Genomic DNA, 23,964 nt, shown 5'->3' on the forward strand with positions numbered 1-23,964 from the left:
ATAATATAATCTTTATAATTAAATATTAAAGGGTTGTAAATGAGAAAAATAAAAATTTTTATAATTTTAATTTTTTTACTAATTCCATGTGTTTTGTTTGCAAATGATGTAGATAATTTGATAAACAAATATTCTAAAATAAAGACCATTCAAGCAAATTTTTTACAAAAGACTTTAATTAAAGGGTTTGGTGAGGAATATTACTCTGGAAAAGTGTATTTGATAAAAGGGGAAAGACTCCTTTGGAATTATACCTCACCATATTGGCAATATTATCTTTTTCAAAATGGAGTAATGGAATATTATGATAGTAGTTTAAAACAGTTAATGCGCCAAAAAATTAATTTTGAAAATAATGTTATTTTACAATTAATTATGGATTTGGGATCGTTAAAAAAGAATTTCAATGTTAGTTTGTTAAATGAAGATAGATTAAAACTAATTCCTAAAAATGAAATAGGTATTAAATATATTTTGTTAGATTTTGATAATACTTTTGTAAAAACAATGAAGAGTGAAGATGACGCGGGAAATTTCACTGAAATAGTGTTTAAGGATGTTTTGATAAATAAAAATATTGATGAGTCAGTATTTGAGATAGTAGTTCCACTTGATACTGAGGTTTTTGACTATACAAAATAATTCGAGAATGTTCACTGTAAAACTTGTTCTAGTTTTCATATTGTTTATCTAATGCTGCAATGACAACAATTTTGGGGCATTGTGTGGCAACGTAAGTTGACAAGGTAATCTAAAGATTATGATAATTGTCCAGATATTGGTTTGTTGTGTAACATCCTCAATTTAATTATTTTTTAAAAATCTTTTGTTATCTCTTTTTTCGAAAAGATTTGTTTTGTCTAAATATTCTAATATGGCAATGATTGTTTTTCTGGGGGCTTGAATAATCGATTTTATATTTTTTATATCTACATAACCTTTCTCTTTTGCTAGAGTAATACTTTTGTCAACTATTGTATTTAAAACTGAAGATGGAATAAAAATATTATCTGAAATCTTTTTAATTTTTTCTCTGTTTTGAAGATAAAAGATTATTTTTTCAGCTTCATTTTTAGAAATATTAAGTTTCTCTACTAGATTTGCTGGGTTTGTTACAGAAAGATCTTTTTCCATAAGTGACAATGCTACTAAAGCTTTTTTTTCAAAAGGGGTTATTTTATTTTTTGAAATTGTATAAACTGTAAATGTGAACTCATTTTCTGAAAGTTTATTTTTTATCCTATTAAATAAAAATTCCTTTAAACTATCCGGAAGATTTTTAAAATCGTCAAGATCATTTAGGTTTATACTATCATTATTTTGAATAATATTGATTATATTTTTTATTAATTCATCTATTTTAGGTTTAGAACAAATTATATTGGAAAATAGTATATAATCATACTTTTTGATTAAATCTCTTATTTCTTTTTCAGGGATATGAAAAAGTTGATGTAAATTTTTGAAGATGTAATAACCTTGTTCCTGAGTTAAAATCGCTAGAGCTTCTTTTATTTCATTTTTAACTATATATTGAAGGAGAGATAATAAGTTTTGTTTTTTTAATGAGATATCATCACAAAATATGGAGGTTAATCCTGCAATAGTAAGCTGAGGAGAACCACTTCTAATTAGCATTCTTTCTGTTGGGTATGTCATAATATTTTTATCTGCCATTATTACAGCATATGAGGTATTACCAGGAGTTAATTCTTTTTTATCCAAAAGGATAATTTTTGCGTAAAAATAATCTGTGCCGTAAAATATTAAATATTTCTTATTTGATTTAATTTTAAAATTTGAATCTATATTTTTAAAAACGGTTATTTGAGCATAAAACTTGTTTGTAGAGTAATAGTCCCCTTTATGTAATATAAAACCTCTGTTTAATTCATTTTTTTTGATATCGCTTAAATTAATTGCGGTGCGCATATTTGGCATTGCTTCTGTAGCTTTTTCATTGTGATTTTGGATAGATTTAACTTTTATTTTTAAATTTTTTGGGAATGTAAATACTTGATCACCCTGTTTTATTATACCAAAATTTGTTGTCCCTGTAACTATCGTTCCAAAACCTTTTAAACTAAACACTCTATCAATATGCATCAAAAAAGGGAAATCGATCTTATTATCAGTGTAATTTCTGGCATATTTTATGATAGTTTCTTTTAATTTTGTAATTGAATCTTCGTCTTTAACAGAAGTTTTAATAATCTCAATATTTTTAAAGTTATATTGCTCAATAAATATTTTTATTTCATTTAGTCTTTTTTCTAAAATATTTTCATCTATTAGGTCAACTTTATTTAAAGCTACTATTAGGTTTTCTATTTGGAGGTAATCAATAATATTGCAATGTTCTATAGTCTGAGCTTTTATACCTTCTTTTGCATCTATTACAAGGACACAAATATTAAAATTTGTTGCACCAGCAATCATATTTTTTACTAAAGCTTCATGGCCTGGGACATCGATAAATGAAATAATCAAGTCATCTTTCTTAAAAGAAGCAAATCCTAAATCTATGGTTATCCCTTTAGATTTTTCTTCTTTTAATCTATCAGGATCTGTCCCTGTTAAAGCTTTTACAATTGAAGATTTACCGTGATCTATATGTCCTGCAGTTCCAACTATTACTGACTTAATGCCCATTTTATACCGTTAGCCACAATTTTAAGGTCACTATCAAAAATTGTTCTTAGATCCAAAATTATACTATCATTTTGTATCCTACAAATAATTGGAGGATCAAAGTCTCTCAATTTTTTTTCTATTGTATTTGGTTTTATTTTATTGTGATTAAGGATAAGACCTATGGAATGTTGTGTTGACATTGGGCAACTACCACCACCGGTATATGTTTCAACCTCTTCTATTTTTAAAATTAGGTTACTTATATTTTGTTTTTTTAGTAGTTTTTCTAATTTTTTTGCTTTTTTTAATAAAGAGGTTTTATCTTGGGCAAATAGAGAAAGGGATTTGATTTCATTGGTATTACCTAAAATATAACACTTGAGAGTTTCTTGGAGGATTGATAATGTCAGCTTATCAACTCTGAGCATTCTTAAAAGATGATTTTTTTTCAGTTCATTTATTAGATGTTTTTTCCCTATGATTATTCCTGCCTGAACTGCGCCTAACAGTTTGTCACCGCTGGCACTTATCAGATCATAGTCGTATTTTGCTAAATCTTGTAATAAAGGCTCATTACAATTTTCTATAGGTAAAAGACTTCCGCTACCTAAATCACAATATGATAAAAGATTATACTTTTTAGCTACTTCTGGAATAACTTTGTAATCTACTTCTTCGAAGAAACCAACAATTGAATAATTACTTTTATGCACCTTCATGATCATGGACGTATTTTCTGATATATTTGATTCATAATCAGAAACTTTTGTTTTATTAGTAGTGCCAACTTCTTTTAGTATTGCACCACTATTTTTGATAACCTCAGGGATTCTAAAACTTCCTCCAATTTCTACCAGTTCACTTCTAGAGATTAAGACTTCTTTACCTCTATTAAATGTGTTGTTTATCAAAAAGACTGCTGCAGCGTTGTTGTTTACAATCAGTGCGTCTTCACATCCAGTCAATATTCTTAAATATTCAACAACATGATGATAACGTTCTCCTCGCTCACCTTTTTCTAAATTGTATTCTAAATTGGAATAGCCAGATAATATATGAATAATATTTTCTATTAATTTTTCAGAAATTGGAGCTCGCCCAAGATTGGTGTGTAATACAATACCCGTGGCATTTATAACATATTTCAATGTGCCATTTATCAATTCTGAATATCTGTTTTTAACATTTTCGATAATTGCACTTTCAGATATATCTTGTAATTTTCCATTTTTGATATTTGTTCTTATAAATTCTAATTCATTATCAATTAGATAGTTTAATATTCTTTTATTGTAAGATTCATCAAAAAAAGATAATAGTTTATCTTTTTTAGGTATTTTTCTGTAAAGATTCATATGAAAACTAATTTAATTCATAACAATAATTTTTGTTAAAACTGCGGTATCACCTAAACCTACTTCTAAATCTGTTTTTATTAGTTTTACAGTTAGGTAGTCACCACTTTTATAAATAACTTGTGCTTCACCGGCAAGAAGCTTTCTTTTATAACCATTTTCATCTATTGTCCTATAAATTGTATAAATATCACCCACTTTTGCATCATTAGACTTATCATAAACAATTGCATTTAATCCTTCTGAAGCATACCTTACGCCATCTGTAAAATATATAATTTTGCCTTCTTTATTATTGTCAATATCTTTGAATGTTTTAGAAAGGTCAATTATGTATTCATTACTTTTTTCGCAGTAAAATCCTCTACTTATAGGTTCAAACGATTTATTTATTATTGCCAAAGCTGTATTATCAGAGTCTATAGATTTAATTGTTGCGTAACCAGTTACTTTCATAATATGTGCATTTTTATCTATTCTATCTACTTGTTGGTAAATTGCTATATGATCATTGATGCTATACCCATTATTTAATATCCTTATTAGATTACCATTGGATGCATAAAATTTCCCTTCTTCTACAGCAAGGATTTTACATTTTGGCAGATAGGTTTTTATAAATTCAAAACTGTTTAACTTGAGACTTTTTATTGCATAGTTAATTTTTGTAAATGATTCTGACTGGTTTCTTAAGTTTTCTTTTACCTTAGGTTTCTTTATCACAAACTGACTATCTTTAGTTATTTTGTCGAGATTTTTGTTTAAAATAGGCAAAATAAGTTTTTGTTTAGGATAAATTAAATCAGGATTATTTATATCAGTATTATATTTCCATAGTAGAGGCCATAAAAAGTAGTCGTTGTAGTATTTTCCTGAGATATCCCAAAGAGTATCACCTTTTTTGACTGTGTACGTTTCTGCAAAAGAAAAAGTAAAGGATAAAACTAAGATTATTATTACGATAATTATCTTATTCATAGCTTACTCCAAGCTCGTCTAATTTTTGTTTTGCTAATGAAGCTGCTCTTGTTGCTGGGTAATTGTCTAATAAATATTTTAAGTATTTAACTGCATTATCTTGATCGCCGATTTCTATGTAAGCATAAGCCATTTTCAAATAAGCATCTGGGACTTTATTCCCTTGTGGATATTTTTTTATTAAATCTTTCATTGTATCAATACATTTTATATAATCTTTTTGGCTGTAGTATATTTCGCCGATCCAATACATTGCGTTATCAGATAAATCATCATTTGGATATTTTTTAAGAAACTCGTTGAATTTATTTAAGCTCTCAAAATACTTACCTTTCATATAAAGTTCATAAGCATATGAATAAATTGTGGTTTTATCTGCTGAGTCATCTTCAATAATTATTATTTCACTGTTGTTATTGGGTTTAACTGTTTGTCCTGTACTAATATTGTTGTTTGGAGTAGTGTTTGTTGGTGCATTTGGTGTAATTGTTTTTTGCTTGAAAGAGTCGATTTTATATTTTACATCGTTTAATTCGGTTTTTAATTTGGCGATAGCTTCCGAATTTACTTTAATATTTTCACTATTAACATTAATTTTTCTATCAAGTTCTTGGACATTTAGCTGAAGTTCTGCAATAGATTTTTGCAAGTCGATTATATCAGAGTTTAAATTTGAAATTGATTGTTTTATTACCTCATTGTTTTGTGCACAGGATATTGTAAAGGTTAGTAATAAAACTGGTATAAAAGTCTTTTTTATATTCATTTTGCCCCCTCTATTAAAAATTTATCTATGGTATCTATTAAAATGTTTAGATCAGGTTTTCCAATGAAACAGTTTGCACCAATGCTTAAAACCTTTCTTTCATTTTCTTCACTGGCAAGGGATGAAAATACTATAATAGGCAAATCTTCAATCTTTAATTTTTCTCTAATAGTGCGAATAATAAAGCTGCCGTCTGCTTCTGGCATTTCTAAGTCTGTAACAATAATATCTGGCAAAGATTGTGTAACTGCTTCTAAAAGTTTCTTTCCGTTTTCAAAATCTTGGACGTTGTAACCTGCTTGGCTTAAAGTGTTTTTTAAAAGTTTCCTTATTACTAATGAATCTTCCGCTAAAAATATCTTTTTGTTTTTTCTTTTTTCAGTTTTAGAATAATCTATTGAAACATCATTAAATTGAGTTGTTGGATTGATTTCTGAAGCAATCTTTTCAAAATCGAGTAATTGAATTAATCTATCCTCAACTTTTATCACACCAAGCACAGAATCTGCTAATCTGAAATCTGCTATCGTGGAATAATCTTTTATATCAGCCCATTTTACTCTATGTATTCTGTTTATATCATCTACGACAAAACCATTAAATTGATGATTAAAGTAAGTAATTATAACTTTAGCTTTCTTAGGGTCAAAATCTGTTTTTAGATTTAAGCAGTGAGCCAGATTTATTATGGGTATAACTTTATTTCTTATATTTGCAGAGCCAACAACAGCTGGATGAGCATTTGGTATACGAACCACTTCTGGATATCTTATGATTTCTCTAACTTTGGCAATATTTATACCGAAGTGATATTTTTTATCAGCATCAATTATAAACTCAACTACTTCAAACTCATTTGTACCAACTTCGAGTAAAATATCATGATCCAAAGCCAAATTACACCTCACTATAATTATTATTAATAATAACATAATAAAATATCATATTCAAGTTTAATAACTTGACAAAGTTTGAAAAGTTCACTATATAACGCTGAACTAAGCCGGAGTGGTGGAACTGGTAGACGCGCTGGACTCAAAATCCAGTGGGAGCTAATCCCGTGGGGGTTCGAGTCCCCCCTCCGGCATTTATATTAAGTCTGTCAAAATTTCATATAATACGAAAAATCCTAAAAACAAGCGGTTTTCAGACAGTTGATTGTCCAGGTTTGTCTAGTGAAATCCAGCTAAAATCTGGAAAAAAATGGGTAATAAATTGGGTAACGTTTCTAAATTACCCAAACGCTACCCAAAAAATTACAGAACTATTTAATACCATATACCAAACAAAGCTAAAAATCATATTGACCAACTCCTTTCATCTAATTGCGACAAAAAAAGATGAAAGGAGGACATTATGAAAAGAATTACCGATGCAACATTGAGAGCAGCAAAACCAAAAAAGAAAATTCATCGTATTAATGTAGGTGAAAAATTATTCTTGGAAGTTCGACCTACAGGTAATAAGTTCTGGAGATTTCGTTATAGGGATCAAAATGGTAAAGATACTTATAAGTCGCTGGGAGAATATCCTTATGTTAGTTTATCTAAGGCAAGGCAAGAAGCAGAAAAATTGAATGAAAGATTAAAAAGAGGACTACCTCTTGAAGAAGAAAAACGCACTTTTGATGATTTATTTAATGAATGGGTGGAATTGAATAGAGACAGTTATGATCCATCAACTTTGGAAACGAAATTATCTATTTACAACAGGGATATTAAACCATATTTAGGCAATATGGACATTAAAGATATAACATCAAAAAGAATAATTGATTGTCTTAAAAAAATTGCAGATAGAGATACTTTAGTAACAATGAAAAAAGCAAAAACAATTATTCATTATGTATATGAACTAGCAATTTCTGAAGATATTGTAACTTCTGATCTTACAACTACAATTAACTCTTCATTACCAAAATATAAAGAAAAAAACTATCCTGCTATAACAGAACCTGCAAAATTGAAAAAACTTATAGTTGATATTGATAATTATCGTGGACATTACATAACAAAACTTGCTTTAAAGTTTCTAATGATTACTTTCGTGCGTCCTGGAATGGTTCGTTCATTAGAATGGTGTGATATTGATTTTGAAAACAAACTTTGGTTTGTGCCAGCTGATAAAATGAAAATAAAAAGAGATCATATTGTACCATTATCAGATCAAGCAGTATCAATATTAAAAAAAGCTCAAAAGATAACTGGTGATAGTAATTATGTGTTTTCTTCTCCAATAGATTTTGACAAAATGTTAAGTAATAATACGTTAAATCAAGCTTTGAGAAGAATTGGATATACGAAAAAAGAACATGTAAGCCATTCGTTTAGGCAGACAGCATCTACACTGTTGAATGAAATGGGTTGGCCTCCTTATGTAATTGAAAAACAATTGGCACATGAGGATAAAAATAAAGTTCGCAGAGCATATAACAAAGCCGAGTATTTAGAAATAAGGAAAGAAATGATGCAGTTTTGGGCAAATTATTTGGATGAATTAAAAAATGCTGAAAAACCTTTTTTAAAAAGAATAATAAACTCGGATAGTTTCATCGAAAACTTTAAAACAGAATACGTATCCACTTGATGCGGATACGTACATAATAATTGAATTAAATGTTAAATTGCTACATAGGCGGTATCTTCAATAAGCTTTTGAATATCACTCAGTTTCCAGAAACTTGATCTTCCCAGTTTAATTGGTTTTGGAAATATTCCTTTCTTAATTCCTTCATACCAAGTAGACCTGCCAACAGGAATGATTTCCAAAACATCCTTCAATCTTAAAAGCTTTTCTTGTACCATGGTTCCCCTCCTTCAAATTTATTACCCCCCCCCCATTCGAGGGCAATAATAAAAACAGGGGTGGTCAATATGATTTTTAGCTACGTTTAGTAAAAAATTTTATTTTTTATTTTTTAATTATGAACACTGGCTTATATTTTCCTATACGTTTAATAAACTCTTCAATTATGTAGGGATCTGAATATCCTAAATGTGATGGAAGAAATATTTCACTGCCCCCATGATCACTAAAATTTTCTGTGATATTAAGCCCTGTATTCCTAGCAAAGGCATTTACTACACTTTCTCCATTCTTCGTTTTTAAAAATACATTTTTTATTTTGTTATCAAAATTACGAGCAACTTGAAAATCCGTAAACAATCCCAAAATAAGATAATCATAAACTTTTATATCCTTAGTATATCTGTTTTTATACAGCATAGGTAAATTCATTTTAATTTCTGCTTCAGACAAGTTATCATTGAAAGGGCAGCTTAAAAGAGATACCTTATAAAATAACTCGTTATCGTATCTTGGTAATTTTGTTAAAAAAACACCCACAATATATCCAAATTTACCATCTCCGGATAAAAATAACCTATTATGAAGATGAGATTTTGCTATTTCTTCATTTAATTTGTTAATACCCATATAACTATTCATTTCTTCTATATAAATCTTTTTCCCCTCTTTATCATTTTCCCTTTCTTTGTACTGTAGCGACAAATACCTATATCTTGAGCAGCCCCGGTAAGCAGAGCTTAAATAAAGTAAGGTTATTGCATAATTTCTGTATTTTCCAATTTTCATCATTTTCTTAAATTTTGCTCAATTTTCTACTCAATTTTTATTGCTTTTTGGCTTTTTATTCCTTGTTCACCTCCTCAAATAACTCCAAATCATCTAAAATCCCTAATTTTGGGCGCAATACACCTTTAAAAACATAATCTGATTGCTTTTGTTACGTTAAAACATATCGATTTCATCAGAAATTCATACAACACCTTACGCAAACCCATATATCTCGATCTATTTAGACCATATTGACTCTTCAATGTACCAAAGCTACGCTCAATCCTATATCTCACCTGTTTACACAAATTATTTAGCTCTTTCTGTAACTCACTTAATTTCCCGCCCTTTGCCTTTTTATGCATAATAAAATCTTCTATATCCTTTGACTTCAATATATCTCGATTCTTCTTGCTACTATATCCCTTATCTGCAAATACCATTGGAACATTGTAACCCTTATCCCTTAACTCTGATATCAATGACTCTAAACAGCCTGATTCATGTACATTTGCTCCTGTCATATTTACTGCTAAAATAAAACCATCTATTGCATCACTCACTACATGCGCCTTGTAACCATAATAAACTTCATTTCCCTTCTTTAACCAACTAGCTTCCTCTTCTCTGGAATAGTTGATATCCACGCCCCCTTTCTTTGCTGTTTCTTCTTTTGATGAAGATTCTTCTTCATTTTTGGGCTCTATACACTTATCTGGACGACTTTTAGCTTCTATTACTGTAGCATCAACTATCACTCCTTTTTCTAAAATAAATCCAGATTGCTTGAGCTGTCTGTTTATTTCTTCAAATAATACCTTGTCCAAATTTAACTCACATAATCTCTTCCTGAATCTGCTTATTGTAGAATGATCTGGTACAGCATCTTCCATCGATAATCCCACAAAATCCGTAAAACTTAATCTGTCATGTAAGGCTCCCTCTATCTCATAATCACTTAAATTGTACAAATTCTGCAAAAATACTATCTTGAACAGTAATAACGGTGGATAGGCTGGTTGACCACTCGCATTCTCTGTGTATTTGTACTTCTTTTTTAGCTTTTTCTCGATCTTTGAAAAGTTTATTAACTCATTTAACAGTCTTAATCTATTACGCTTTTGTTTTGATAATTTATCTTGAGCTGCTATGTCAGATACTGTCATCCCTTTTATCTCTTTTGAAGGCATAATTACCTCCCTCTTTATTTAAAATTAAGCATATTTTAACAGAAAATAGATTAAATATCAATATGTTATCTAAATTTTACTGTGCAACACCCTTAACTCATTATAAGAATTTCAACACAGATGAACAAAAATCATTCGAAAGTTTAAAGAAGAAGTTTTTAGATAGATTTTCACATTTTGATGAAAAGGATCGTTTTATAGAACGTTTAAGAGGTCAAAAAAGATTTAATCCATCCTATCATCTAAGACAAATTCTTTCAATTTTTGAATACTATTCGGATGTAAATTGTATGGAAGTTATGAGGAACTGTATAAAATATAATGTTTTTAGCTATAACTTAGTAAAAGCATTAATTCAAAAATATCCTTTAAAACAGGATGTATTAAATTTTACAAAACAAGAATTACCCTCGAAGAATGTAAAGAGAGATTTATTGGAGTATAGTTATGGGCAGAAATGAAAATTTGAAGGTAGCGATAGAATATTATTGTAAATTACTGTCTTTGCCCTTGATAAAAGAGATTTATATGAAAGAGGCAGAAGAAGCGGCAAAGGGCAAAATATGTTATCAACAATTTTTGTATAACGTATTAAAGCAACAGGCAGAAATGAGATTGGATAATTCTATTAAGAGAAGAATTAAGAAGGCCAAATTTCCATTTTTCAAGACGATAGAGGAGTATGATTTTAGTTTTCAGCCGGAGATTGATGAGAAATTGATTCGAGAATTAAGTGAATTACATTTTATGGAAGAAGCAAAAAATATTTTGTTTGTAGGCCCTCCTGGAGTAGGTAAAACGCATTTGGCAGTAGGGATTGGAATAAAAGCAGCGATGATGCGAAAGAGGGTCTTATTTTATAATACAGAAGAGTTAATGACAGAATTAATAGCTGCTAAAATAGGTAATAAAACAGCAGAATATATAGAATCATTATCAAGGATAGATTTGTTAATAATAGATGAATTGGGTTATTTAGAAATAGAGAAATCAGCTTCATCGTTATTTTTCAAATTGATATCAAGAAGATATGAAAAGAAATCTACAATAATAACTACAAATAAACCTTTTGAAGAATGGAATGATATATTTGGGGATGAAATAGTTGCGGCAGCTATATTGGATAGGTTATTGCATCACAGCTATCCGTTCTTGATAAATGGTAAAAGTTATAGAATGAAAGAACTTTTTAAAAATGATAATTAAAATAAATGTTAACTCTTTTAATAAAATAGGGTGGGTCAAAATTCGTGAAAAAAACGGGTCAATTTTCATGATAATTGACAAATGGTTATTTCAAAGGGTTGATTATGTATTTGACATTATATCTTAATGTTAGCGTATAAACGATTTAAATTGATTTAATAATGAACGGTAACAGAGGCTTTATCTGTGTTATATAGTCAGTTCTATTGATAGTGTTGATGCCAAAATTTTATTTGCAATAGTAGATAATTTGAAACCATCTACGAGCGTAATAACAGGTGAATTCACTAGGTAAATTGATATATATAACCTTAAATGATAGTTGACAGTTGTATCTATTTTACCATTTTAGAGGGTTATTTTTTAGAAAAACTTGGCACGGTCTTAACACCACTAAAATTGTTGTCAATATTAGAAAAATTAGTTAGAGAAAACAAAAACCCCAACTTGGGGCTTGGCACGTATGAAACCACCAAAAATGAAGACGATTCTACTAAAATTAACCACGAAATAAATAAACAAATTAACGAAATTGAATAACTTGTAGGTGCTGATATTAGAACTATTAAATGTAAACCTAAACTATACCCTGAAAAAGAAGCGAGGGTATTGCACAGAAATAGACGCTAAATATACTAAATTGCTTCGCTAACGCTCGCAATGACCATTCTCCCAGTCATTGCGAGGAGCAAATGCGACGAAGCAATCTCATGATGATGATAATTATAAACAAGTTAGTCTATTGTGCAACATCCTCGAAGCATTTTTGTTATTCATATGCCTATCTAATTTAGTAACAAATGAAAAAGCTACGATATGCTATTGATAAGATTTTTAATGTAAAACATTTATTGTTATAATAAGAACATAGTGCAACTAATTTTGTGTAAGATTTTTATCCTCCTGTAATCTACCATATTTTTCAGCCCTTTTATTTCTCAATACTGCTAGAAAATAATCCCAATGTTTCATCTTTCGGGATTTGTAACTGCCATTCATCTCTAATATTACTAAAAATAATACCTTCTCTAACGCTTTCTTATCATTAAATACCTCTATAACTTTCGTCCTCCTTTTAACTTCTTTATGAAACCTTTCTAATGGATTGGTAGTATAAATATAAGGCCTCATTAAAGCTGGATATTTTAAATATGTCATTAATTCTGGTAAATCCTTTTCCCATAAAGCAATCATTTCTGGATATTTTACTGACCATTTCTTGCAAAATTCTTTATATTTATTCAAAAATCCTTCTTCAGTTTCTTGCATATAAATATTTTTCATATCTTCTGTTACTGCACTCTCATCATATTTGCGTATCTTGGATAATGAGCTTCTTACCTTATGAACTACACAACTCTGAAAATCTACCTTAGGATAAACTTCTAATACCGCTTCTTTTATACCTTTTAATCCATCTGCAATTACTAATACTGGTTCTTGTAATCCCCTTTCCCTTAGCTCATATAACAGTTCTTTCCAGTTTAATGCACTCTCTCCACTGCCACCAAATAAATAAAAGGAAAGTATCTCTTTATGCCCTTCCTCATCTATACCCATAACTGTATAAACAACTTCACTTGATACTGTATCTCTTCTCAATTTTAAGTATGTCCCATCTATAAACAAAACTGGATACCAACGGTCAAATCTTCTATTATGATACTTTTCTATTTCTTCCAATATATCATCTGTTATTTTGCTTACCCACCTGGGAGAATACTTTTGACCAAGCAAATTTTCCAATGTGCGGACTATATCTTTTGTTGAACAACCACCTTGATACATAGATAATACTATTTCATCCAATTCAAATGTTGTGCGTTTGTATGGCTCTAAAAATGATGGATGAAACTTGGTTCTTCTTGTCCTTGGTATTTTTACTCCTTCTATCTTACCAAAAAACGTATCAAAATTTCTTGTATAATGACCATTTTTACTGTCTTCATTAACCGTACAATGGATCTCTCTTTCTATTTCTCCAAGCTTTTCTAAAAAATTAACAAATTGTTGTGACATAAATTCCATAAAAACTTCTCGAATATCCTTTCTTTTTTCAAACAATTCAGCTAAATTATAATTATTCATTGGGGTATACCTCCTTCTTCTGTTTTTATGGGTATTAGTAGATTACAGGAGGTATACCTCTTTTTCAATTCTTACACAAAATTCTTATACACTACCAATAAGAACGATTGAAATGAAAAAAATTACAATGATATAATAACAACGTAAGCATTTAAAATTAAATTTGCAATCAGTTAATGTTATGTTAAAATATTTATTAATGGAGGTTTGTAATGGCTAAGAAAAATAGCAATAATAACGGTGAATCTTTTGAACAAGGGCTTTGGAAAGCCGCTGATAAATTAAGGAAGAATATTGATGCTGCAGAATATAAGCATGTAGTATTAGGTTTAATATTTTTAAGGTATATATCAGATGCTTTTGAAAACTTGTATGAAAAGCTAAGCGAGGGTGAAGGGGATTATGCTGGAGCTGATCCGGAAGATATAGATGAATACAGAGCTGAAAATGTGTTTTTTGTACCAAAAGAAGCAAGGTGGGGAGTATTTAAAAGCTAACGCCAAGAATCCGGAAATTGGTAAATTAATAGATAATGCGATGGATATTATAGAAAAGAAAAATCCATCGTTAAAAGGGGTATTACCAAAAGTATATGCCAAAGGGAATCTTGACCCCATAAGTCTTGGTGGGCTTATAGATCTATTTAGCAACATTGCATTTGACGAAGCAAAAGAAAGAAGCGCAGATATCTTAGGGCATGTATTCGAGTATTTTTTAGGGCAATTTGCACTTGCAGAAGGTAAAAAAGGTGGACAATTCTATACCCCAAGAAGTGTTGTTGAGCTTTTGGTAGAAATGCTTGAGCCATACAAAGGGAGAGTGTTTGACCCTTGCTGTGGTTCCGGTGGTATGTTTGTACAATCAGAAAAATTTGTGCAGGAGCATCAGGGAAGGATAGATGATATTTCCATATACGGTCAGGAAAGCAATCAAACAACATGGCGACTTTGTAAAATGAATCTTGCCATAAGAGGGATTGATAGTTCGCAGGTGAAATGGAATCCGGAAGGTTCATTTTTAAACGATGTCCACAAAGACTTAAAAGCTGATTTTGTGATAGCAAATCCACCTTTTAATGACAGCGACTGGAGCGGAGAACTACTGAGAAGTGATGTAAGGTGGAAATACGGCGTCCCTCCTGTCTCAAATGCAAATTATGCATGGATTCAGCACTTTATTTTTCACCTGGCACCACATGGAAAAGCCGGATTTGTTTTGGCAAAAGGGGCATTAACAACGAAACAAAAAGATGAGTATGAAATAAGGAAAAATATGATTGAAGATGATATTATAGACTGTATTGTAAACCTTCCTCCTAAACTATTTTTAAATACCCAGATACCAGCTTCTTTGTGGTTTATCAGGAAAAACAAAACAACTAGAAAGGGGCAAATCCTGTTTATTGATGCAAGGGATATGGGGCAGCTAATAAACAGAAGAAATCGTGTATTAACCCCGGAAGAGATAAGAAAAATTGCGGACACCTATCACAAATGGCAAAAGGAAGATGAAAGTTATGAAGATATAAAGGGGTTTTGTAAATCTGCTACCATGGAGGAAGTCAGAGAGCTTGATTATGTTTTAACACCCGGTCGCTATGTGGGGCTTGCTGATGAAGAAGATGATTTTGATTTTGAAGAAAGGTTTAAAAAGCTAAAAGCCGAGTTTTTAGAGCAGTTAAAAGAGGAAGAAAGGCTCAATAAGCTAATACTGGAAAATCTGGAAAAAATAGAAATAAATAAATATGAAGGATAAAGGATGAACAGTGAAAATCAACTTGTCATTTTTGAAGACAAAGATAAAAAAGTTGAAGTCAGATTAGAGAAGGAAACAATATGGTTAAACCTTAGTCAAATTTCAACACTTTTCGACAAAGATAAATCTGTTATTTCAAGACACATTAAAAATATTTTTGAATCCGGAGAATTAAATAGGGGGTCAACTGTTGCAAAATTTGCAACAGTTCAAATAGAGGGAAAAAGAAAAGTAAAAAGGACAATTGAATATTTTAATCTTGATGTCATAATATCTGTTGGCTATCGTGTAAACTCAAGAAAAGCTACTCAATTTAGAATCTGGGCTACAAATGTTTTGAAGAACTATCTTATAAAAGGGTATGCAATAAATGAAAAAAAACTCACACAAGAAAAACTTAAAGAACTAGAAAATACAATTAAATTTATAAAAGAAAACATTAATACACCTTCACTTACAGCATCTGAAGCAAAAGGGATGCTTGAGATTATAGAAAAGTATGCTTTGGTGTGGAGATGGATAGAAGAGTACGACACAGGAAAGATTGAAGCAAAAATTACGAGAGAGGTTAAAAAAAAGATAAGTTATGAAGATGCAAAAGAGGCAATAGAAGAACTTAAAAATTATTTAATAGAAAGAAATGAAGCGTCAGAAATTTTTGGAATTGAACGGGATAGAGGGCTTTTTGAAAGTGCATTAAATAACATTTATCAAAGTTTTTCAGGCAAAGAGCTTTATCCATCCTTTGAAGAAAAAGCGGCAAATCTGTTATATTTGATTATAAAAAATCATCCATTTGTTGATGGTAACAAAAGGATTGGGGCTTTGCTATTTTTGAAGTTTTTATACGAAAACTTATCAAAAGAGGAGCTATTTCATAGATTCAACAGTAATACTTTAACTGCTTTGTGCTATCTTGTAGCTGCAAGCCCCCCAGAGCAAAAAGAGCAATTAATAAAACTTATAATGAATTTCATAGCGTTTGAAGGGTGAAATGTGAAGGATGAAGTGTGAAGTATGAAGTATGAAAATCAGTTATTAATTTTAGGGATACTGTTTCCATTTTGGAAGAAGTTGAAATTTTATAAAAATTCAACCTGTGCAATTTTGGAACAGGTTGCTTTATCTTTATATGAAATAAAATAAGTTAATAAAGGAGATTATGAAGTTAGAGAAGGTTTTACATCAACCAGAAAACAGAAAGCTTGAATTTAAAGAAACATTGCCAAATAAATCTGATTTATGTAAAACCGTTATATCATTTGCCAATGATGCCGGCGGTGAACTTTATATTGGCATCAAAGACAATCCGAGAGAAGTAATTGGAGTGCCGGAAGAAGATTTATTACAGATAGAAGAAATAATTAGTAGTACTATTCATGATAATTGCTATCCTCTTATTTTGCCAGAAATTTTATTTGCGAATTACAATGGGAAATATGTTGTAATAGTTAAAATATTCAAAGGCAATACTCCACCATATTATCTGAAAAGCAAAGGAAAAGAAAATGGAACCTTTATTAGAGTTGGTTTAACAAATCGTCTTGCCAATAAAGAGATTATTGAAGAATTAGAAAGACAAAAGCAAGGCATATCATTTGACTCGTTGCCTGTATATTCAAAAAGTGTAGATGAGTTGGATATTTCACTTTTTGCCCATCAGTTCGAAGAAACTGTAGGGGAGAAATTAACTAAAACCATTTTAAATAAACTAAATCTGGTAGTTAAAGACCAGAATAGACAGTTTCCCACAAACGCTTTAATATTGTTATCAAACGATGAAATTAGAAATAAACTTTTCCCCTTTGCAAAAATAGAGTGTGCAAGGTTTAAAGGAACTATACCCGGAGATTTTATTGACCAAAAGACTATTGATGAGCCTTTGAGTTTTCAGGCAGAAGAAGCCTATAAATTTGTTTTAAGGCATATTTCTCAAGGCTCGACATATGAAGGAGTTTATAGGAAAGACAGGTGGGAGTATCCAGTTATTGCCATTCGTGAAGTTATAAGAAATGCGGTAATTCACAGAGACTATTCTTTAAAGGGCAAAGACATAAAAATTGCCATTTTTGACGATAAAATTGAGATTACAAGCCCCGGTAAATTAATGCCTACTATTGACTTTGACGATATGGAATCTGGCCAGTCAGACATAAGAAACAAAGTTCTGGCATCAGTGTTTAAAAAACTTGGTATTATCGAACAATGGGGAAACGGATTAAGATTAATTGCTGATGATTTAAGAAAATATCCGGAAATAAAATTTGAATGGAGTGAGCCTGGAATTTCCTTTAGGGTAACATTTAGAAAAATAAACTACAGTCCAGAAACCAAAAAAACTGCTTTAACAGAATCTGCGGACGATTACGGCCGATTACGGACGGTTGCGGACGATTACGAACGATTACGAACGATTGCGAATGATTACGAACGATTAACGTTGGAAGAGAAGGAGATATTACTTTATATTTTAGATAACGGAAAAATCACAAGGAAGAAAGCAACTGAAATCCTTAATATTCAAAAAACCAAAGCACACAAAATTTTAAGCTCATTAGTTGAAAAAAATCTTATTCAAAGACAAGGAAAAGGTAGAAGCACATATTATGTTTTGAAGAATTAAGAATTAAGGAGGATAAAAAAAAGAATTTTTAAATAATAAGGGGACCTGTTAGAAATGGACGAAGAAATAATACGAATTGAAGACATTAAAACCAAAATTCATACCATAAGAGGTGTTCAGGTAATGCTTGATAGTGACCTTGCAAAACTTTATGGTGTAGAAGTTAGAGTTTTGAATCAGGCGGTAAAAAGGAATAAAGAAAGATTCCCCGAAGATTTCATGTTTCAACTTACAAAAGAAGAATATGAATCTTTAAGATCACAAATTGTGATCTCAAGTTGGGGTGGGAGACGATATCTTCCCTATGCCTTTACTGAGCAAGGCGTAGCAATGCTTTCAGCAGTATTGAGAAGTAAGACCGCAATAGATGTAAGCATAAAAATAATGAAGGCATTTGTTGCTATGAGAAAATTTATCATTAAAAACGCTGAAATCTTTTCCCGTTTGGAAAAGATTGAATATAAACTAACAGACCATGATAAAAAATTTGAGGTATTATTCAAGGCTCTTGAGAGCAAAGAAGAAAGCCCCACACAAGGCATATTCTTTGATGGACAAATTTTTGATGCTTACAAATTTGTTAGTGATTTAATCCGTTCAGCAAACAAATCTATTATTTTAATAGATAATTACATAGATGAAAGCGTGTTTACTTTATTAACTAAAAGAAAACCAGATGTAAAAGCTATTATATTCGTTGGAAAAATAACAAAACAGATTAAACTGGATCTAAAAAAACACAATGCTCAGTACCAACCTGTTGAAGTAAAGGAACTCAAAAATATACACGATAGATTTTTGATAATAGATAATAAAGATGTTTATCACATTGGGGCGTCACTAAAAGACTTAGGCAAAAAAGTATTTGCCTTTTCAAAAATGAATAAGGAAGGATTGAAAATTTTGGAGAGGGTGAAAAATGACTGAAAAAGTACCCAAAGGGTGGAAAAGAGTTAAGCTGGGAGATGTGGCTGTTATTAATCCTTCTGAGATATTAAAGAAAGGTACGCTTGCCAAAAAAGTTCCAATGGAAGCTTTACATCCTTTCACTAAGAAAATTTCCATTTATGAAATAAAACCATTTAATGGCGGGGTAAAATTTAGGAATGGTGATACTTTGGTTGCAAGAATTACACCGAGTTTAGAGAATGGGAAGACAGCTTATGTTGATATCTTAGAAGAGAATGAGATAGGTTTTGGATCTACAGAATTTATTGTCTTAAGAGAAAAAAAGGGTCTATCTGATAGTCATTTTTTATACTATTTTGCTATTTCACCTGAGTTTAGGGATGTTGCTATAAAATCAATGACAGGGAGCACAGGAAGACAGAGAGTACAAACAGATGTTGTTTTTAATTACAAGTTTCTATTTCCTCCCCTTTCCGAACAAAAAGCCATAGCCTCTGTGCTTTCATCTCTTGATGATAAAATAGACCTGCTGCAGCGCCAAAATCAAACACTTGAACAAATGGCTGAGACTCTTTTTAGAAAGTGGTTTATAGAAGACGCAAAAGAGGATTGGGAAGAAAAACCTTTAGATACAATAGCAAACTTTTTAAATGGTCTCGCTTGTCAAAAATATCCTCCAAAGAATAATTTTGATAAACTACCTGTTTTAAAAATTAAAGAATTAAAAAACGGCTTTAGTGAAAATTCAGATTGGGCTACTTCTGATGTTCCTTCTGAATATATTGTTGTTAATGGTGATGTCATTTTTTCTTGGTCTGGTAGCTTAATTGTAAAAATATGGGATGGTGAAAAATGCGTTTTAAATCAACATCTTTTTAAAGTTACATCTGAAAAATATCCAAAGTGGTTTTATTATTTTTGGATTAAATATTATTTGCAACAATTCATTACAATTGCTGAAAGTAAAGCTACAACAATGGGGCACATAAAAAGAGACGATTTATCAAAGGCATTAGTATTAGTGCCTCCAGATGAAGAGCTTTTAAAGATGGACAAAGAAATATCTCCATTTATTGAAAAAATTATTGCTATAAATAATCAAATTCGCACCCTTGCAAAATTAAGAGATACACTTTTGCCAAAGCTAATGAGTGGAGAAGTGAGGGTGAAATTATGAATTACAACAAAATTTTACCTATCCCAAACGTTCCTCAAGAAATAATTGATGCAGTTAATTATAAAAAGTTAGCTGTTTTTATTGGGGCTGGAGTATCAAGGCTTTTAGGGAGTGCAGGTTGGGATGAACTGGCATATAATCTTATCAAGACTTGTTTTGAAAAAAAACTTATTAATTATAGAGAGTCTGACTCTTTAAAACAACTTAAAGACCCTAAAAAAATAATTACTATTTGCTATCATCTTTTAAAAAAAAGTAATAATAAAGAAATTTATTATAAAACACTTGAAAATGCTATTAAAGCTAATACAGACCGTCTAAATTCACAAAATATTTATGATGAAATATATAGACTAAGAGCTTTATTTATTACAACAAATATTGATAGTCATTTTCATAAATACTTTGAACCAGCTAACATTGTATTTAAAGAAAATGAATTTATACCCTCAAATATTGATAGAAATAAACTTTATCATATACATGGCTGCTTAGAAAAAGATAGAAATTCCATTATTTTTACAGTTCCTGATTATATTAAGAGATACAACCAGGAAAAATTTAATAATTTTCTGAAAAAAATTTTTGAAGAATATATAGTATTGTTTTTAGGATATGGATTAGCGGAATTTGAATTACTTGATTTTTTGATAACAAAATCTGAAAAACGGTCGAAATATAAGGAATTAAAACATTTTATACTTATTCCATTTTATCGTGGCGAGGAGAACATACTTTCATTTGAACGTTATTATTATAATTCTATGGGTATTGAGGTTATCCCTTATGAAAAAGATGAAAAGGGATATGAACAACTTTATGAAGTTTTAAAAAATTGGAATGAAGAAATTAATCAGGTTTCTGGATACTTATATGATACTTATGAGTATTTAGAAAAATTCGCAAATAACTATGAAAAATCTGAGGAAGATAAAGTTTTTCAACTTATAAAAAATGATGAGCCTCAAAGGCATTATTTTTTTAAATGTCTTGCTTCTACGAGTAATCCATTTCCATGGTTAAAACCGTTAAAAGAAAAAGTATATTTTAATCCAGCAGATAACCCTAAACCTCAAGAAGTTCCTGATAAAAAAGGATATTTTTTTATACCTCACTGGAATATTCTTGGATATTTAGAAAATGTAGCTAAAAAGAACAAAGAAGCCCCTTCAGACGAAATAACGAATTTATTATTAGAAATAATTCAGGAAATTATAGATTATAAAGATGAAAATGGAGAAAGGATTGAAAATTATAGAACTGATTGGGTAATGGTAAAAGTTATTTTTTCATTGCCAATTGAAAAGATAAGCAATAAACATATAGAGTTTGTAAAAATAGCCTTAAATTCAAAATGGGATAGTTTATTAGTTTCATCTGAGATAAAAGAAACTGTACTTCCTAAATTGCTAAATGAAGGAGAAAAAGCAAAAAATTTAATTTTAGAATTATTAAAGGTTATTTTGGATTATAAGAAGATTAAAAAAGACTCTATTTTGGGAGAAGAAGATTCTTTTGATTACGTACCAATAATGGGTGAATATTGGCTTTATGAATCTTTAAAAGTCTATAAGCCACAAATATCCAAAATCTGCGGACTTGAGGCTGCTAAAATTGCTATCCAAAAAATTAAAGAAATAGTAACTAAAGATAAAACACAATTTTATCCTATTTGGATACCAACAATAGAAGACAATCCACAAACAAGTTTTCCTGATAAATATCAAAATCTGTTAGTTTATTTTGTAAGAAATATGTTTGAATTTTCAAAACCTCAAGAAATAAAAGAAGTTATAAAAAATTTATTGAATGAAGAACATTCTATATTTAAAAGAATTGCTATTTATATAATTAATCAACACTATAAAGAATTAAACCAATTATTATGGACTTGGGGAAGAAATCCATTAGATGAAATTTCTGTAAAACATGAACTATTTGAACTATTCAAAAGTCATGCAAAAGATTTTTCAGATGAACAGATTGAAAAGATTATAGAATGGATTGAGTCTAAAAATTATTATATACCTGAAGAGATAAAAACTGATGAACAGAAAAAAGAAAAATTTCTTGCGTATCAAAAAAAAGAATGGCTTTATTCGCTTTTAAACTCAGGAAATCCTAAGATTGTTGAGCTTTATAATAAATACAACTATTTAGATCCTACAGAACTTAAACATCCTGGCTTTGATTTTTGGATGGAAACCAAATGGGGTTATGAAAGTTTAGTAGATATAGAAGAATTTCTTAATAAATCTAATGAAGAAATAGCAAAATATTTAGATAGTTTTAAAGATAAGGAAAATATAGATATGGAAGGAATTGCTGACTCTTTTAGAAATGCTGTAAAAGAAAATCCAGAAAAGTTTACTGCAAATATGAAACCATTTCTTAAAATTCAAAGAATTTATCAATACTCACTATTATGGGGATTAAAAGAGGCTTGGAATTTAAAAAAGCCAATTAATTGGGATATAGTATTTGATTTTATTAGTGATTTAATTTCATCAGATGATTTTTGGAATGAAGAATATAAAATTTACAATTATAGGAATTGGATAATATCACAAATAGCAGAACTGATTGAAGAAGGAACTAAAGATGATAAACATGCTTTTGAACCCAAACTTTTACAAAAAGCAGAAAAAATATCATTAATTCTTGCAGAAAAAACCGAATCTGAACTTCCTGATATGCTTGATATAGTTACATCGGTCTTAAATTCAACTAAAGGTAAAATATTTTCAGCTATGATAAATTATTCTTTGAGATATGCTCGCTTGTATAAAACAGAAAGTGAAGAGAGATGGATTAAAAGTATAAAAGAAGAATTTACCAAAAGGCTTAACCGCAATATTGATCCTTCTATTGAGTTTTCAGTAATTTTAGGACAATATTTAGCCAATCTTTACTGGCTTGATAAAAAATGGGTAATTAATCATATTAATCAAATTTTCCCTAAAGAAAACGAAACTCATTGGCAAGCTGCTTTTACAGGTTATCTATTTTATTCTTCAAGGATTTATAAAGATATTTATTTTTTACTTAGAGAAAACAATCACTATTTAAAAGCAATAAAGACAAGTTTTAAAGATGAACATATTACTGAAAGACTTGCTCAACATATAGCTATAGGATATATAGAAGATTGGGAAAATTTAGATGATGAAAAAAGCTTAATTTCACAGTTAATTGAAAATGGAAACAAAAAACAACTTTTAGCAATAATAACTTTCTTTTGGATGATGAGAGAAGGTATTAACGATAAAATAAAAACAAAAATAAAACCTTTATGGAAAGCAATTTTTGAAAAAACAATAGAAAACAAGGAATCTTCTGAAAATCAAGAAGTGATTTCAAAACTTATTACATGGTTAATATTAATTGGTGAAATAGATGATGAAGTTTTTGAATGGTTAAAACCTGCAGTAAGGTATTCTTCTAAATATCATAATACTACATTTCTATCAGAATATTTAATGAAACATGTATCAAAAACTCCTAAGAAAGTAGGGGAACTTTATATTGAAATGCTAAATAATAATATATATTTAGATTATAAAGTTGAGGATATTCAGAAAACAATAAAAATACTATATAAAAGAGGAGAAAAATATTTAGCAGATAGAATATGTAACTTATATGGAGCCAGAGGTTTTGATTTTTTACGTGATATTTATTTTGAGTATAACAAAAAAGAGAGTTAG

General features: G+C 29.8%; 20 protein-coding genes, 1 tRNA gene and 1 pseudogene. 13 read left to right on the top strand and 9 right to left on the bottom strand.

All coding sequences use genetic code 11. The features are described from left to right. Window positions 1–39 precede the first annotated feature (39 nt). The gene (locus DEFDS_RS01380; RefSeq protein WP_013007027.1) at window positions 40–642 is read left to right on the top strand and encodes a LolA family protein; all 603 of its coding nucleotides are present in this window, start codon (window positions 40–42) and stop codon (window positions 640–642) included. Window positions 643–804: 162 nt separating this feature from the next. On the opposite strand, the gene selB is transcribed toward DEFDS_RS01380, so the two are convergent. From selB to DEFDS_RS01405, 5 genes are read right to left on the bottom strand one after another with little or no spacing between them, the layout of a single operon-like run. Beyond that, on the bottom strand, window positions 805–2,652 hold the full coding sequence (selB, locus tag DEFDS_RS01385) for a selenocysteine-specific translation elongation factor (protein ID WP_013007028.1): 1,848 nt from the start codon (window positions 2,650–2,652) through the stop codon (window positions 805–807). Further along, entirely contained in the window at window positions 2,634–3,989 is a 1,356-nt protein-coding gene (gene selA, locus DEFDS_RS01390; protein WP_013007029.1) for an L-seryl-tRNA(Sec) selenium transferase, read from the bottom strand. The genes selB and selA overlap by 19 nt, the downstream gene beginning before the upstream one ends. 12 nt (window positions 3,990–4,001) lie before the next feature. Next, window positions 4,002–4,967: a LysM peptidoglycan-binding domain-containing protein gene (locus DEFDS_RS01395; RefSeq protein WP_013007030.1), complete on the bottom strand. Its 966-nt coding sequence runs from the start codon at window positions 4,965–4,967 to the stop codon at window positions 4,002–4,004. Next, entirely contained in the window at window positions 4,960–5,733 is a 774-nt protein-coding gene (ybgF, locus tag DEFDS_RS12510; protein ID WP_013007031.1) for a tol-pal system protein YbgF, read from the bottom strand. Before ybgF ends, DEFDS_RS01395 begins: the two co-directional genes overlap by 8 nt. Beyond that, window positions 5,730–6,629, bottom strand: a complete 900-nt coding sequence (locus DEFDS_RS01405; protein WP_013007032.1) for a chemotaxis protein CheV — start codon at window positions 6,627–6,629, stop codon at window positions 5,730–5,732. Before DEFDS_RS01405 ends, ybgF begins: the two co-directional genes overlap by 4 nt. Before the next feature lie 106 nt (window positions 6,630–6,735). Here DEFDS_RS01405 and DEFDS_RS01410 point away from each other — a divergent pair. Both DEFDS_RS01410 and DEFDS_RS01420 read left to right on the top strand, forming a co-directional pair. Continuing rightward, a tRNA-Leu gene (locus DEFDS_RS01410) sits at window positions 6,736–6,820 on the top strand. A 269-nt stretch (window positions 6,821–7,089) separates the two neighbouring features. After that, complete coding sequence (locus DEFDS_RS01420; protein ID WP_013007033.1) at window positions 7,090–8,319, top strand: tyrosine-type recombinase/integrase; 1,230 nt, start codon at window positions 7,090–7,092, stop codon at window positions 8,317–8,319. A 32-nt stretch (window positions 8,320–8,351) separates the two neighbouring features. Here the strand turns inward: DEFDS_RS01420 and DEFDS_RS01425 are convergent, their stop codons facing one another. The 3 genes from DEFDS_RS01425 to DEFDS_RS01435 form a co-directional block, all read right to left on the bottom strand. Then, the gene (locus DEFDS_RS01425; RefSeq protein ID WP_013007034.1) at window positions 8,352–8,537 is read right to left on the bottom strand and encodes a helix-turn-helix transcriptional regulator; all 186 of its coding nucleotides are present in this window, start codon (window positions 8,535–8,537) and stop codon (window positions 8,352–8,354) included. Window positions 8,538–8,643: 106 nt separating this feature from the next. Further along, on the bottom strand, window positions 8,644–9,327 hold the full coding sequence (locus tag DEFDS_RS01430) for a hypothetical protein (RefSeq protein WP_041223543.1): 684 nt from the start codon (window positions 9,325–9,327) through the stop codon (window positions 8,644–8,646). 125 nt (window positions 9,328–9,452) lie between these two features. Next, window positions 9,453–10,499, bottom strand: a complete 1,047-nt coding sequence (locus tag DEFDS_RS01435; protein WP_013007036.1) for an IS5 family transposase — start codon at window positions 10,497–10,499, stop codon at window positions 9,453–9,455. Window positions 10,500–10,561: 62 nt separating this feature from the next. Here DEFDS_RS01435 and DEFDS_RS01440 point away from each other — a divergent pair, with 62 nt between their 5' ends. The 3 genes from DEFDS_RS01440 (at window position 10,562) to DEFDS_RS01450 (ending at window position 12,245) form a co-directional block, all read left to right on the top strand. After that, the gene (locus DEFDS_RS01440; protein ID WP_013007037.1) at window positions 10,562–10,960 is read left to right on the top strand and encodes a hypothetical protein; all 399 of its coding nucleotides are present in this window, start codon (window positions 10,562–10,564) and stop codon (window positions 10,958–10,960) included. Next, window positions 10,947–11,705, top strand: a complete 759-nt coding sequence (gene istB, locus DEFDS_RS01445; protein WP_013007038.1) for an IS21-like element helper ATPase IstB — start codon at window positions 10,947–10,949, stop codon at window positions 11,703–11,705. The genes DEFDS_RS01440 and istB overlap by 14 nt, the downstream gene beginning before the upstream one ends. A 315-nt stretch (window positions 11,706–12,020) precedes the next feature. Next, the gene (locus DEFDS_RS01450; RefSeq protein WP_013007039.1) at window positions 12,021–12,245 is read left to right on the top strand and encodes a hypothetical protein; all 225 of its coding nucleotides are present in this window, start codon (window positions 12,021–12,023) and stop codon (window positions 12,243–12,245) included. A 336-nt stretch (window positions 12,246–12,581) separates the two neighbouring features. On the opposite strand, the gene DEFDS_RS01455 is transcribed toward DEFDS_RS01450, so the two are convergent. After that, complete coding sequence (locus DEFDS_RS01455; protein WP_013007040.1) at window positions 12,582–13,793, bottom strand: IS256 family transposase; 1,212 nt, start codon at window positions 13,791–13,793, stop codon at window positions 12,582–12,584. 212 nt (window positions 13,794–14,005) lie between these two features. Between DEFDS_RS01455 and DEFDS_RS01460 the strand changes: the two are divergent. The 7 genes and pseudogenes from DEFDS_RS01460 to DEFDS_RS01485 all read left to right on the top strand — a co-directional run bounded on the left by DEFDS_RS01460 (window position 14,006) and on the right by DEFDS_RS01485 (window position 23,964). Then, a pseudogene (locus tag DEFDS_RS01460) lies at window positions 14,006–15,548 on the top strand (type I restriction-modification system subunit M). A gap of 3 nt (window positions 15,549–15,551) precedes the next feature. Beyond that, window positions 15,552–16,541: a RhuM family protein gene (gene rhuM / locus DEFDS_RS01465; protein ID WP_013007041.1), complete on the top strand. Its 990-nt coding sequence runs from the start codon at window positions 15,552–15,554 to the stop codon at window positions 16,539–16,541. A gap of 24 nt (window positions 16,542–16,565) precedes the next feature. After that, window positions 16,566–16,694 carry a hypothetical protein gene (locus tag DEFDS_RS13295; RefSeq protein ID WP_269446353.1) on the top strand — a complete coding sequence of 43 codons (129 nt, stop codon included), beginning with the start codon at window positions 16,566–16,568 and terminating at the stop codon, window positions 16,692–16,694. Window positions 16,695–16,710: 16 nt separating this feature from the next. Next, the gene (locus DEFDS_RS01470; protein WP_013007042.1) at window positions 16,711–18,171 is read left to right on the top strand and encodes an ATP-binding protein; all 1,461 of its coding nucleotides are present in this window, start codon (window positions 16,711–16,713) and stop codon (window positions 18,169–18,171) included. A 54-nt stretch (window positions 18,172–18,225) separates the two neighbouring features. After that, window positions 18,226–19,098: an ORF6N domain-containing protein gene (locus tag DEFDS_RS01475; RefSeq protein WP_013007043.1), complete on the top strand. Its 873-nt coding sequence runs from the start codon at window positions 18,226–18,228 to the stop codon at window positions 19,096–19,098. Further along, window positions 19,091–20,257 (top strand): restriction endonuclease subunit S, encoded by a 1,167-nt coding sequence (locus tag DEFDS_RS01480; RefSeq protein WP_013007044.1) that lies wholly within the window; start codon window positions 19,091–19,093, stop codon window positions 20,255–20,257. Before DEFDS_RS01475 ends, DEFDS_RS01480 begins: the two co-directional genes overlap by 8 nt. After that, window positions 20,254–23,964, top strand: coding sequence for an SIR2 family protein (locus tag DEFDS_RS01485; RefSeq protein WP_013007045.1), 3,711 nt, complete (start codon window positions 20,254–20,256; stop codon window positions 23,962–23,964). The genes DEFDS_RS01480 and DEFDS_RS01485 overlap by 4 nt, the downstream gene beginning before the upstream one ends.

Origin of the sequence: Deferribacter desulfuricans SSM1, from assembly GCF_000010985.1 — a bacterium.
Lineage (GTDB): Bacteria > Chrysiogenota > Deferribacteres > Deferribacterales > Deferribacteraceae > Deferribacter > Deferribacter desulfuricans.